Origin of the sequence: Paracoccus sp. R12_2 (assembly GCF_017744015.1) — a bacterium.
Lineage (GTDB): Bacteria > Pseudomonadota > Alphaproteobacteria > Rhodobacterales > Rhodobacteraceae > Paracoccus.
The window spans coordinates 314,602-327,016 of the sequence record NZ_JAGHRA010000004.1 but is presented as its reverse complement, the minus strand read 5'-3'; the positions used below and the strand labels follow the sequence as shown (position 1 = coordinate 327,016).

Annotated in this window: 11 protein-coding genes and 1 tRNA gene; 8 read left to right on the top strand and 4 right to left on the bottom strand. The window is 65.1% G+C overall.

The window, feature by feature from the left end:
• Nucleotides 1-125, bottom strand: a 125-nt coding sequence (locus tag J7359_RS07680) for a biotin carboxylase N-terminal domain-containing protein (RefSeq protein WP_247740256.1), incomplete at its 3' end; no start/stop codon positions are given.
• A 284-nt stretch (nucleotides 126-409) separates the two neighbouring features.
• On the opposite strand from J7359_RS07680, the gene uvrA reads away from it, so the two are divergent.
• Both uvrA and J7359_RS07670 read left to right on the top strand, forming a co-directional pair.
• Entirely contained in the window at nucleotides 410-3,274 is a 2,865-nt protein-coding gene (gene uvrA, locus J7359_RS07675; protein ID WP_209056032.1) for an excinuclease ABC subunit UvrA, read from the top strand.
• Complete coding sequence (locus tag J7359_RS07670) at nucleotides 3,271-3,636, top strand: DUF4260 domain-containing protein (RefSeq protein ID WP_209056031.1); 366 nt, start codon at nucleotides 3,271-3,273, stop codon at nucleotides 3,634-3,636. The genes uvrA and J7359_RS07670 overlap by 4 nt, the downstream gene beginning before the upstream one ends.
• 4 nt (nucleotides 3,637-3,640) lie before the next feature.
• On the opposite strand, the gene J7359_RS07665 is transcribed toward J7359_RS07670, so the two are convergent.
• Complete coding sequence (locus J7359_RS07665; protein WP_209056030.1) at nucleotides 3,641-4,069, bottom strand: hypothetical protein; 429 nt, start codon at nucleotides 4,067-4,069, stop codon at nucleotides 3,641-3,643.
• On the bottom strand, nucleotides 4,062-4,676 hold the full coding sequence (locus J7359_RS07660) for a DUF5671 domain-containing protein (RefSeq protein WP_209056029.1): 615 nt from the start codon (nucleotides 4,674-4,676) through the stop codon (nucleotides 4,062-4,064). Before J7359_RS07660 ends, J7359_RS07665 begins: the two co-directional genes overlap by 8 nt.
• A gap of 159 nt (nucleotides 4,677-4,835) precedes the next feature.
• On the opposite strand from J7359_RS07660, the gene J7359_RS07655 reads away from it, so the two are divergent.
• Nucleotides 4,836-4,910 (top strand) — tRNA-Gly (locus J7359_RS07655).
• A 188-nt stretch (nucleotides 4,911-5,098) separates the two neighbouring features.
• Complete coding sequence (locus J7359_RS07650; RefSeq protein ID WP_209056028.1) at nucleotides 5,099-5,512, top strand: universal stress protein; 414 nt, start codon at nucleotides 5,099-5,101, stop codon at nucleotides 5,510-5,512.
• 78 nt (nucleotides 5,513-5,590) lie between these two features.
• Here J7359_RS07650 and J7359_RS07645 read toward each other — a convergent pair whose 3' ends face one another.
• Complete coding sequence (locus J7359_RS07645; protein WP_209056027.1) at nucleotides 5,591-8,092, bottom strand: FAD-dependent oxidoreductase; 2,502 nt, start codon at nucleotides 8,090-8,092, stop codon at nucleotides 5,591-5,593.
• A 188-nt stretch (nucleotides 8,093-8,280) separates the two neighbouring features.
• Here J7359_RS07645 and panC point away from each other — a divergent pair, with 188 nt between their 5' ends.
• From panC to J7359_RS07625, 4 genes are all read left to right on the top strand, one after another.
• Complete coding sequence (panC, locus tag J7359_RS07640) at nucleotides 8,281-9,138, top strand: pantoate--beta-alanine ligase (RefSeq protein WP_209056026.1); 858 nt, start codon at nucleotides 8,281-8,283, stop codon at nucleotides 9,136-9,138.
• 10 nt (nucleotides 9,139-9,148) lie between these two features.
• Nucleotides 9,149-9,958 (top strand): 3-methyl-2-oxobutanoate hydroxymethyltransferase, encoded by an 810-nt coding sequence (panB, locus tag J7359_RS07635; protein WP_209056025.1) that lies wholly within the window; start codon nucleotides 9,149-9,151, stop codon nucleotides 9,956-9,958.
• 127 nt (nucleotides 9,959-10,085) lie between these two features.
• A complete protein-coding gene (locus J7359_RS07630; RefSeq protein ID WP_209056024.1) occupies nucleotides 10,086-11,534 on the top strand; it encodes an amidohydrolase family protein in 1,449 nt (482 codons plus the stop codon).
• A gap of 11 nt (nucleotides 11,535-11,545) precedes the next feature.
• Nucleotides 11,546-12,283 carry a YfaZ family outer membrane protein gene (locus J7359_RS07625; protein WP_209056023.1) on the top strand — a complete coding sequence of 246 codons (738 nt, stop codon included), beginning with the start codon at nucleotides 11,546-11,548 and terminating at the stop codon, nucleotides 12,281-12,283.
• Nucleotides 12,284-12,415 lie beyond the last annotated feature (132 nt).

The following is a 12,415-nucleotide window of genomic DNA, read 5'->3' as shown; positions in this document are numbered from 1 at the left end:
CGGTGCAGGCCCAGCTTGTCCTCCTCGGCAAAGACCGCGACCGTGCGCTTGCCCAGCTCGTTCGCCGCCCGCATGACCCGAATGGCAATCTCGCCACGGTTCGCCACAAGGATTTTCTGAAACATGCTGATCCCCCTTTTTCCGCTTGCGGTATCCTAACCATGCTGCATCGCAGCGCAAGCGCTAGCACGCAGCAGCCGCGTTCGGCGCGCAGAGATACAGCAAATGCCCGGCAAGACGAGTCCGGCAAAAGGCTGACACGCAGCCCCGCGATCCCGCCCGCCGCAACGCCACGACCGGGACGAACAAGGTTGCGCCCGCCTGGAAGTTCACTTTATGTTCACAGCATTCGGTTGCTTTTTCATCGCGTCTGATTATGTGATGCGCTTGGTCGATCAAAGGCTCGCTCATGGAACAGAAGTTCATCGAGGTTCGCGGCGCGCGCGAGCACAACCTGAAAAGCGTGGACATGGACATTCCGCGCGACAAGCTGGTGGTCATCACCGGCCTGTCGGGCAGCGGAAAATCCAGCCTTGCCTTCGACACGATCTACGCCGAGGGCCAGCGCCGCTATGTCGAAAGCCTGTCGGCCTATGCAAGGCAGTTCCTGGACATGATGGGCAAGCCGGACATGGACCATATCAGCGGTCTGTCCCCGGCGATCAGCATCGAACAGAAGACGACCTCGAAGAACCCGCGTTCAACCGTGGGCACCGTCACGGAAATCTACGATTATCTGCGGCTGCTGTTCGCCCGCGCGGGGACGCCCTTCTCGCCCGCCACCGGACTGCCGATCGAGGCGCAGCAGGTCCAGGACATGGTGGACCGCATCATGGCGATGGAAGACGGCACTCGCGCCTATCTTCTGGCGCCCATCGTGCGCGATCGAAAAGGCGAATACCGCAAGGAATTTCTTGAACTCAGGAAGCAGGGTTTCCAGCGCGTCAAGGTAAACGGCGAATTCCACGACCTGGACGAACCGCCGACGCTGGACAAGAAGTTCCGCCAGAATATCGACGTGGTCGTGGACCGGATCGTCGTGCGCGAGGGGCTGGAAACCCGGCTGGCGGACAGTCTGCGCACCGCACTGGATCTGGCCGACGGCATCGCGGTGCTGGAGACGGCGCCGACCGGCGACGATGCGCTGCCCGAACGGATCACGTTCTCGGAAAACTTCGCCTGCCCGGTCAGCGGATTCACCATCCCGGAAATCGAACCGCGCCTGTTTTCCTTCAACGCCCCCTTCGGGGCCTGCCCGGTCTGCGACGGGTTGGGGGTCGAACTGTTCTTCGACGAACGCCTGGTCGTCCCGGATGCGGGCCTGTCCGTGGACAAGGGCGCGATCCTGCCGTGGGCCAAGTCCAAATCCGCCTATCTGACCCAGACGATCAATGCGCTGGCCAAGCATTACGGCTTCGACAAGAAGACGCAGTGGAAGGACCTGCCCGACCATGTGCAGCAGATGTTCCTGCGCGGGTCCGGCAAGGACGAGATCAAGTTCCGCTTCGACGACGCGGGCCGCGTCTATGAAATCAGCCGCGTCTTCGAAGGCGTGATCCCCAACATGGAACGCCGGCTGCGCGAATCGGACAGCCAGTGGGTGCGCGAGGAATTCGAACGCTATCAGAACAACCGCCCCTGCGGCGCCTGCGCCGGCTATCGCCTGAAACCCGAGGCACTGGCCGTGAAGATCGCGGGCAACCATATCGGCCAGGTGGTCGAACTTTCCATCCAGGACGCGCTGGACTGGGTCGAGAATGCGCCCGCACATCTGTCGAAACAGAAGAACGAGATCGCCGCCGCGATCCTCAAGGAAATTCGCGAACGCCTGGGCTTCCTTGTCAATGTCGGGCTGAACTACCTGACCTTGTCGCGCGCCGCCGGCACGCTGTCGGGCGGCGAAAGCCAGCGGATCAGGCTGGCCAGCCAGATCGGCAGCGGGCTGACCGGCGTGCTGTATGTGCTGGACGAACCCTCGATCGGGCTGCACCAGCGCGACAATGACCGACTGCTGCGGACGCTGATGAACCTGCGCGATCAGGGCAATTCGGTGCTGGTCGTGGAACATGACGAGGACGCGATCCGCCACGCAGACTATGTCTTCGACATGGGCCCCGGCGCGGGTGTCCATGGCGGCACCGTGGTCAGTCACGGCACGCCGGACCAGATCGCCGCCGACCCGGCCAGCCTGACCGGCCAGTATCTGTCGGGCCAGCGGGAAATCGCGGTGCCCTCGGACCGCCGCAAGGGCAACGGCAAGAAGGTCAGCGTCGTCAAGGCGACCGGCAACAACCTGAAGAACGTCACCGCCGATTTCCCGCTGGGAAAATTCGTCTGTGTGACCGGCGTTTCGGGCGGCGGCAAATCCACCCTGACCATCGAGACGCTGTTCAAGACTGCCTCTCTGCGCCTGAACGGCGCGCGTCAGACGCCGGCCCCCTGCGAGACGATCAAGGGGCTGGAACATCTGGACAAGGTCATCGACATCGACCAGCGCCCCATCGGCCGCACGCCCCGGTCGAACCCCGCCACCTATACCGGCGCCTTCACCCCGATCCGCGACTGGTTCGCGAACCTGCCCGAATCCAAGGCGCGCGGCTACAAACCCGGCCGCTTCAGCTTTAACGTCAAGGGCGGTCGCTGCGAGGCGTGTCAGGGCGACGGCGTCATCAAGATCGAGATGCATTTCCTGCCCGACGTCTATGTCGAATGCGAGACCTGCAAGGGCAAGCGCTACAACCGCGAGACGCTGGAAATCCGCTTCAAGGGCAAAAGCATAGCCGACGTTCTTGATATGACGGTCGAGGATGCGCAGACCTTCTTTGCCGCCGTCCCGTCGATCCGTGAAAAGATGGACGCGCTGATGCAGGTGGGCCTTGGCTATATCAAGGTCGGCCAGCAGGCCACGACCCTGTCGGGCGGCGAGGCGCAGCGGGTCAAGCTGTCCAAGGAACTCAGCCGTCGGTCCACCGGCCGGACGCTGTATATCCTCGATGAACCCACCACCGGCCTGCATTTCGAGGATGTGCGCAAGCTGCTGGAGGTGCTGCATCACCTGGTGGACGAGGGAAACACCGTCATCGTGATCGAACATAATCTGGACGTCATCAAGACCGCCGACTGGATCATCGACATCGGCCCCGAAGGCGGCGATGGCGGTGGCGAGATCGTTGCCACCGGCACGCCCGAACAGGTGGCCGGGGTCGAGGCCAGCCACACCGGACGCTATCTTGCGCAGATGCTGAAACCCGTCCGCATCCGCGCGGCGGAATGACCCCGGTCGTCTGGCAGCGGGTCGAGGGCGCGGGGATCTTCACCGCGGCCATTGCGCTGGCCGGATTCACCCAGTCGGGCTGGCCGCTGTGGGTCTGGCCCCTGGCGCTGCTGGCGCCCGACCTGTCGATGCTGGGCTATCTGGCCGGCCCCCGGATCGGCGCGGCGGTCTATAACGCCGCGCATCTTTACGCCAACGGGCTGATCCTGGCGCTGCTGGGTCTGATGATCGGATCCCCCGACCTGATCGCGGCGGGCGGCATCTGGATGGCGCATGTCGGCATCGACCGGGCATTGGGATACGGGCTGAAAACGGCCGCAGGCTTTCAGGACACGCATCTGGGCCGTATCGGCCGCGATTGATCCCTCAGCCGCCCGTGCCGCGATCCAGATCCTGTGGCAGGCGGTGGATCAGGCAGGATTCCCCCGGCTCTGCCCCGTCCGTCAGGTTCCGATAGGCGGTCGCGTGATCGGGACGTTCGAAGACCGCACAGAACCGCAGATTGTCGGCGTCCACCATCTCGATGCGATAGGGCCGATCGGTAAACGGATCGGTCAGGCGCAGCGTTTCGGGACAGGCGGCGGTGGGCGCCAGATCCGCCGTCGCCGCGCCCGCCTCGAACGCCCGGCAGATGGCCTGGGTCTGCGCCGCGTTCAGGTCGTGCATCCGCACCGCATCGCGCCGCTCGGCCCTGCCCTGCATCGGCCCGCCGCTGAACACCAGACCGGTGCCGATCAGCGCGACCGCAACTGCCGCGATCGTCCAGACCGCCCAGCCCTGCCGCCGCTCAGTCATCCAGATCGCTCCGGTAATAGACCAGCACCAGCCCCGCGATCACCGCGACAAGCACCGCCTTGGCGATGAACCGCAGCGTCAGCCCGCCGGACAGCAGCGCATAGATCGCAGCGACCAGATCCCCCATCAGCGTCAGCAGCGCGATCAGCAACGTGACCGAGGCGAACAGCCGCCGCAATGAAGACCCGCGCCCACCCTCGCCGCGCGGCACCGCCCGGACCGCCCGGCGGTCCAGATACAGAAACAACGGCAGGAACCCCAACAGCGCCGCAATCGACCAGCGCATCGTTCCGCGCCCGACGGACAAGTCGGTCAGATCGGGAATCAGCGCATCGATGACCGCGAATCCCAGTTGCAGCAGATGCCAGGTCACCATTGCCAGCGCCGCGAACATCAGCGCGTGGAACACCGCTTCGCGGGCCGACACATGGTGTTGCGGCAGCGGCACCGGGGGCATCCCCTGCGGCTTTGCCCACGCCGCAAGCGCGGTCCGAACCTCGGCCTCGGACCATCCGGCATCGGCCATCGCGCCGGCGATCGCGGCCCGGTCATGACCTTCCTCAAGCGATTGGCGAACGAAGTCGCGCAGCTGCTCGGTTGTATTCACGCGGTCACCCCTGTCCTGCGCGCTGAAAATGCGCTCTGGGCGGATGATCTGTCAATGCGGCGAAAAAAACCGCGCCGATCCGGAAATTTCCCCTTGCACGCCCCGGCGCGGTCCCATAAATCACCGCTCACCGAAGGCGAAGACAGCTTCGGACAGGATGCGGGCGTAGCTCAGGGGTAGAGCATAACCTTGCCAAGGTTAGGGTCGTGAGTTCGAATCTCATCGCCCGCTCCAATTCAAAAAGGCCGGACCTTCGGGTCCGGCCTTTTGCATTCAGAGGGGACGCGCCCTGTCCGGGCAACGCTTGACCACCTTGCGGGCGTCCTGCAGGATAAGGTTCTCGCGCCGGTCGGCCATTCGGTTACCGCGACGCCGTTCCCGATCGATGCCACCGGTGCGAAGGCAACCGAAAGGCAGATCCGATGTTTTCCAAGATCATGATTCCCGTCGACCTGTCCCATTGGGACAAGATGGCGCGCCCGATCGAACTTGCGATGGAACTTGCCCGCAGCCATGACGCCGACATTCTCCTGGTCAGCGTCGAAAGCGACCACCCCAGCAGCATCGCCCACAACCCGCAGGAATTTCGCGAGAAACTGTCCTCCGCAGCCAACGACCTGGCGTCGCGCAGTGGCCTTGCGGTCGAAAGTCAGGCCATCATATGCAGCGATCCGACATCGGAAATGTCGCAGCAGCTGCTGCACGCGGCAGAGGAAAGCGGCACCGACCTGATCGTGATGGCTACCCATGTTCCCGGCATGATGGACCATGTCTTTGCCTCGCATGGCGGCCATGTGGCACGCTACGCGAAGATCTCGGTATTCCTGGTTCGCTGACGCCGAATGCAGATGCCCGCCCGCCGGATTTCGGCGGACGGGCACATGGAACACAGGGCGCGTTGCCCGACCGCAAGGTCAGCCGTCGACGCGGATCTTCGCGTTGGTGGGATCGTAGGGGCTGTCCTCGGTCACCTCGGCGTCATACAGGTCGCGGAACATCCGCACCTTCAGCTTGGTGCCCGGCTCGGCCAGATCGGGGCGGACATAGCCCATGCCGATCTGCTTGCCGAAGGCTGCCGAATAGCCGCCCGAGGTCAGTCGCCCGATCTTCTCACCATCCAGGAACAGCGCCTCGCGGCCCCAGGGATCGGCGTCCGCAGGCCCGTCGATCAGCAGGGTCACGCATTTGCTGCGGATACCAACCTCCTGCATTGCCGCCTTGCCCTTGAAGTCCTTGGACAGATCGACGAACCGATCCAGCCCGGCCTCCAGCGGGGTCGCGTCGCGGCCCAGTTCAGTGCCGAAGGCGCGATAGGATTTTTCCTGCCGCAGCCAGTTCTGCGCTCGCGCGCCGACCAGCTTCAGTCCCAGCGGCTCGCCTTCCCGCACCAGGTTGTCGAACAGGTGGTTCTGCATCTCGATCGGGTGGTGCAGTTCCCAGCCCAGTTCGCCCGTATAGGCGACGCGAATCGCGTTCACGGGCACCATCCCCAGTTCGATCCGGCGCGCCGACAGCCATGGGAAGCGCTTGTTCGACAAGGCGGTCTCGGGCTGCGGATCGCGGATCAGCCGCGACAGGATCTCACGCGATTTCGGACCCGCGATGGCGAAGACGCCCCATTGCGTGGTCACGTTCTGGATCGCCACGAAGGCGCCACCCGCAGCCATGAAATCCTCGGCCGACTTCATCAGGTTGTCGCCGTCGTAATCTTCCCAGGCACCTGCCGAGACAAGGTAGTACCTATCTTCGTCCAGCCGCACGATGGTGTATTCGGTGCGGGTCGTGCCGGTCTGGGTCAGCGCATAGGTCAGGTTGATGCGGCCCACCTTGGGCAGCTTGTTGGTGGTCAGCCAATCCAGGAACGCCGTCGCGCCCGGTCCGGTGACCATATGCTTGGCGAAGGCGGTCGCGTCGATCAGGCCGGCGGCTTCTCGGACGGCCTCGGCTTCGGCCTTCGCATATTGCCACCAGCCGCCGCGCCGGAAGTTGCGGGCAGTGTGGTCGAAATCGGCGGGGGCATCGACCGGCCCGTAATAGTTCGGCCGTTCCCATCCGTTCACCTGCCCGAACTGCGCGCCGCGCGCCTTTTGCCGGTCATAGGCCGGCGAGGTGCGCAGCGGCCGCGCCGCGTCGCGTTCCTCGTCGGGATGATGCAGGATGAAGACGTGGGAATAGCTTTCCTCGTTCTTCTTCACCGCATATTCGGTGGTCATCCACGACCCGAAGCGGCGCGGGTCCAGCGACGCCATGTCGATCTCGGCCTCGCCCTGGGTCATCATCTGGGTCAGGTAATGGCCGACGCCGCCCGCCGCCGTGATGCCGAAGCTGAATCCCTCGGCCAGCCACATGTTGCGCAGTCCGGGCGCCGGTCCAACCAGCGGGTTGCCGTCGGGGGTATAGCAGATCGGCCCGTTGAAATCATCCTTCAGCCCGACCTCTTCCGACGAGGGGATGCGATGGATCATCGACATGTATTCCTCTTCGATCCGTTCCAGATCCAGCGGAAAAAGATCGGCGCGGAAGCTGTCGGGCACCTCGTGGGGGAAGCGCGCCGGTGCGCCTTCCTCGTAGGGGCCAAGGATCCAGCCGCCGCGTTCCTCGCGGACATACCATTTGGCATCGGCGTCGCGCAGGACCGGGTGTTCCGGGTTGCCGTCGGCGCGCCACTTCAGCAGCGCCGGGTCGGGTTCGGTGACGATGAACTGATGCTCGACCGGGATCGCCGGAATGCGGATTCCCAGAAGCCGGGCGGTGCGCTGCGCATGGTTGCCGGTGGCGGTGACGACATGTTCGGCCCGGATCTCGAACGTCTCGCCCGAGGGGACCAGGTTGCCGCCCTTCTCGATCATCTTCTCGCAGGTGACGATCCATTCCGTTCCGGTCCAGGCATAGCCGTTGACCTGCAGCTTGCGCTCGATCGTGGCGCCGGCCATGCGCGCGCCCTTGGCCATCGCCTGGGTCACGTCGGCGGGGTTGATATAGCCGTCGGTCGGATGGAACAGCGCGCCTTTCAGCCCGTCGGTATTGACCAGCGGCCAGCGATCCTTGATCTGCTGCGGGGTCAGGAACTGATGTTCGATACCGATCGTCTCGGCGGTCGAGGAATACAGCATGTATTCGTCCATCCGCGCATCTGTCTGCGCCATCCGCAGGTTGCCGCAGCGCGTGAACCCGGCATTCAGCCCGGTCTCGGCCTCAAGCCCCGCATACAGCCTGACCGAATAATCGTGGATATGGCTGGTCGCGTAGCCCATGTTGAACAGCGGCAGCAGACCGGCGGCGTGCCAGGTCGATCCGGCGGTCAGCTCGTCCCGCTCGACCAGCAGCGGCTCCCACCCGGCCTTAGCCAGATGATAGGCGATGCCGCACCCGACCGCGCCGCCCCCGACGACAAGAACCTTCACATGCGTTTTCATTTTCGGGCGACTCCTCTGGCCTGTTCCTGTCCCGTATCTGCCAGAGCCATGGCACACCGGTCCCCTCGGCCCGACCATTGACGGCCAAAAACGACATGCTGCAACGCAGCACTTGTGCGAATCCGCCTTCGGACGGTAGGTTGCCCGGCATGTCGGGGGGCAAGACCGGGTGACGGGGGGACGGGATCATGCAGATTTGCCGCAGCAGGCAGTCGGTCAGGGACTGCGTCGCGGGTTGGCGCGAGGCTGGCGACAAGGTGGTTCTGGTCGCCACGATGGGCGCGCTGCATGACGGCCATATGCACCTTGTCGCGAAGGCCCGCGACTGGCTGGACGCACGGGGCGGCGGACGTATCGTCGCCTCGATCTTCGTCAATCCGACGCAGTTCGACCAGCAGGCCGATCTGGAAAAATACCCCCGCGACGAGGAAACCGACCTGGCGATGCTGCGTCAGCATGGCTGCGACGCGGTGTTCCTGCCCTCGGTCGAGGATATCTACCGCCCCGGCGCGCAGACCGTGGTCGAGGTTGCGGGCCTGTCGCGGATGCTGATGGGCCGCGTCCGCCCCGGCCATTTCCGCGGCATGACGACGATCGTGACGAAACTGTTCAACATCATCGGCCCCGACGCATCGACCTTTGGCGAAAAGGATTACCAGCAACTGACCATCGTGCGGCAGATGGTCGCCGATCTGGACATGCCCGTGGAAATCATCCCGGTGCCCACCGTGCGCGAATCCGACGGTCTGGCGATGTCGTCGCGCAACCGCCGCCTGACGCCCCAGGACCGTGCGGCCGCGACCGTCCTCAACCGCGCGCTGGATCGCGGCCAGCAGATGGTCGAACACGGCGCCAGCCCGGCCGCCATCCGCCGCGCGGTCCGCGCCATCCTGCGCAGCGAACCGCGCGCGCAGGTCCGATCCGTCGATCTGCGCGACGCCGCCGATCTGTCGCGCGTCAGCCGCATCGACCGTCCGGTGGTCATGCTTCTGGCCGTCCGCTTCGGCGAGGTGCTGCTGATCGATCAACGCACCGCCACCCCGTAAAGGATCGCCCATGTCCGCTCAGGCCCCGGTCAAACGCATCACCGTTCCGCAGATCGCCGCCCGCAAGGGCGACACGCCCATCGTCGCGCTGACCGCCTATACCGCGCCCATGGCCGCGATGGTCGATGCCCATGCCGAAGTGATCCTTGTCGGCGACAGCCTTGGCATGGTGATCCACGGCCTTCCCTCCACCATCGGCGTCACGTTGGACATGATGATCCTGCACGGACAGGCGGTGATGCGCGGCAGCGCGCGCGCGATGGTGGTGATCGACATGCCCTTCGGCAGCTATGAAGAAAGCCCGCAGCAGGCGTTCCGCAACGCCGCCCGGATCATGTCGGAAACCGGCGCCGGCGCGGTCAAGCTGGAGGGCGGGGCAAGAATGGCCGACACCATCGCGTTCCTGACCAGCCGCGGCATCCCGGTGATGGGCCATGTCGGCCTGACACCGCAATCCACCCTGACGATGGGCGGATTCCGGACGCAGGGCCGCGATCAGGCGACATGGCCCGCCCATGTCGCCGATGCGCAGGCCGTCGAACAGGCCGGGGCATTCTCGCTTGTGGTCGAGGGCGTGATGGAACCGCTGGCCGACCAGATCACCCAGGCCATAGCGATCCCGACCATCGGCATCGGCGCTTCGGCACGCTGCGACGGCCAGATCCTGGTCCTTGACGACATGCTGGGCCTGTCGGGCCGCGTGCCCCGCTTCGTGCAGAAATTCGGCGATCTCGGACCGCGCGCAGAACAGGCCATCGCCGATTATGCCTGCGCCGTCCGCGATCGCAGTTTTCCGGGCCCCGACCAGACCTATCGCTGACGGGCAGGGAACAGCCTGCTTCGGCAGCCATGGTTCGCCCCTCCGGCTTCGCATACGCGACCTCAAATTTTCCTTACCTGCCCGTGATCTATCGGCTAGCCTGTTCGCAACGCGAACGGAGAGTCTCATGTGCCAAGCCTGCTTCGAAGCCGCGTTCCAGCCCGGAACGCTGAGTTATTGCCATTGCGGTCGCCCCGAGACTCAGATGGCGATGAGGCGGATCGAGGCGGATATCTCTCGCCGGCAGATGCTGGGCGGTATGTCGGCGGTCGTCGGCATGTTCGCGGGCTTCGGGCTGGCCCCGCGCGAACTGCGGGCGCAGACGCCGGGAAAACCCCTGCTGCTGACCAACCTGAAATTCTTTGACGGCCAGACCCTGTCGATGCGCGACGGGATGGACATCCTGATCGAGGGCGGGCGCATCTCGGGACTGCCAGCCGTCGGACAAGGCCCCGAGGACGCCGACCGGATCGACTGCGGCGGGCGCAGCGTGATCCCGGGGCTGATCGACGCGCATTGGCACGCCTCTCTGGCGTCGGTCAGCCAGATCGTCGCGATGACGCAGGATATCGGCCTGGTGCATCTGCTGGCGGGACGCGAAGCCGGCGCCACGCTGCAGCGCGGCTTCACGACGGTGCGCGACGTGGGCGGCCCGGTTTTCGGGCTGAAGGCCGCCATCGATCGCTCGGTGGTCGAGGGGCCGCGCATCTTTCCCTCGGGCGCGATGCTGTCGCAGACCTCGGGGCACGGCGATTTCCGCTTTCCCAACCAACTGCCGCTGATGCCGTCGGACCCGCCCGACTACGCGTTGCAGCAGGGCATGACCGCGATCACCGATGGCGTTCCCGAAATCCTGCGCCGTGCCCGCGAACAGCTGATGAAGGGCGCAAGCCAGATTAAGATCATGGCCGGCGGCGGCGTCGCCTCGCCGTCCGATCCCATCGATTCGACCCAGTATCTGGAAGAAGAGATGCGCGCCGCGGTTCAGGCCGCCGAAGACTGGAACACCTATGTCTGCGCGCATGTCTATACCTCGAAGGGCATTCAGCGCTGCATCCGGGCGGGCGTGAAGTCGATCGAACACGGTCAGCTTGCGGACCAGGAAACGGTCGCCATGATGGCCGACAACGATGTCTGGTGGTCGATCCAGCCCTTCCTGGCGGACGAGGATTCCAACCAGTACACCGACCCCGCCGCGATCGCCGCCCAGAAGATGGTCGCCGAAGGAACGATGCGCGCCTTCGACCTGGCCCGCACCCACAAGGTGAACTGGGCGTTCGGCAGCGATGTGCTGTTCGGCGGCGCCGAGAAACAGGGGCGGCACTTGTCCAAGCTGGCCCGCTTCATGTCCCCGCTCGAGGCGCTGCACCGGGCCACGGGCGCGGCCGGGCAATTGCTGGCGCTGTCGGGACCGCGCGCGCCCTATGACGGGCGTCTTGGCGTGATCGAACCCGGCGCCTTTGCGGATCTGCTGGTGATCGACGGCGATCCCTCTGCGGATCTGGACTGGCTTGAAGATACCGACAACCTGCGGCTGATTGTCAAGAACGGTCGCGTCCACAAGAACAGCATCTGAGGGATCACGGCATGTCCTGGAAAACCGCACTGACGCTTTCGGCCGCCGCGCTGCTGTCCCTGCCTGCCACGGCGGAGGCGCAGGATCGCGACTGGCACGGGCAGATCACCCCCTATGTCTGGGCGGCGGGACTGGGTGGCGACGCGACCCCGTTCACCGGCGCGCCGACCTTCAGCGTCGACAAGTCGCTGTCCGAGGTTCTGGAAGATACCGATGGGGCGATGTTCCTGACGGGCTATGCGCGCCGCGACCGTCTGGTGTTCATGGGCGATCTCAGCCTGTCCTCCAGCAGCAAGGAGGGGGTGGTGCCTCCGGGCCTGCCGGCGCGCGCCAAGCTGCGGCAACGATCCATGACCCTGCTGGCAGGCTATCGCGCCATCGACACGCCGGACATGCATCTGGACGTGCTGGGAGGGGCGCGGCTGTGGAAGGTCGAGGCGCAGGTCGATCTTCTCGGCGGCGCGATCAGTCGCAGCGGGGACAAGTCCTTCGCCGATCCGCTGGTGGCGCTACGGGCGAATTACCGTCTGTCACCACGCTGGAGCGCCATTTTCTATGCCGATTACGGCGGCTTTGGCGTCGGCTCGGAACAAACCAGCCAACTGGTCGCCACCGCAAACTATCAGGTGACCGAAAATGTGTATCTGTCCGCAGGATATCGGCAACTGAATGTCGATTACCGCGACGGCGGCACCCGGATCGACATGACCATGGCTGGCCCGCTTGTCGGGGTCAGCCTGCGGTTCTAGCGCCGCGAACGCGTCCGGGAATCCGCGTCGGGCCTGCGCAACGCGCGCAAGCTGTGTACGCGCTGTGCACGCCCGGTGCACGCGCTGTGCACGGTTGGTGCAGCGAAAATCCCTGCATTTGCCGAGGCGTCG

Coding starts and splice junctions, on each gene's coding strand:
- uvrA (WP_209056032.1), top strand. CDS start 410: ATGGAACAGAAGTTCATCGAGGTTCGCGGCGCGCGCGAGCACAACCTG.
- J7359_RS07670 (WP_209056031.1), top strand. CDS start 3,271: ATGACCCCGGTCGTCTGGCAGCGGGTCGAGGGCGCGGGGATCTTCACC.
- J7359_RS07665 (WP_209056030.1), bottom strand. CDS start 4,069: ATGACTGAGCGGCGGCAGGGCTGGGCGGTCTGGACGATCGCGGCAGTT.
- J7359_RS07650 (WP_209056028.1), top strand. CDS start 5,099: ATGTTTTCCAAGATCATGATTCCCGTCGACCTGTCCCATTGGGACAAG.
- J7359_RS07645 (WP_209056027.1), bottom strand. CDS start 8,092: ATGAAAACGCATGTGAAGGTTCTTGTCGTCGGGGGCGGCGCGGTCGGG.
- panC (WP_209056026.1), top strand. CDS start 8,281: ATGCAGATTTGCCGCAGCAGGCAGTCGGTCAGGGACTGCGTCGCGGGT.
- panB (WP_209056025.1), top strand. CDS start 9,149: ATGTCCGCTCAGGCCCCGGTCAAACGCATCACCGTTCCGCAGATCGCC.
- J7359_RS07630 (WP_209056024.1), top strand. CDS start 10,086: ATGTGCCAAGCCTGCTTCGAAGCCGCGTTCCAGCCCGGAACGCTGAGT.
- J7359_RS07625 (WP_209056023.1), top strand. CDS start 11,546: ATGTCCTGGAAAACCGCACTGACGCTTTCGGCCGCCGCGCTGCTGTCC.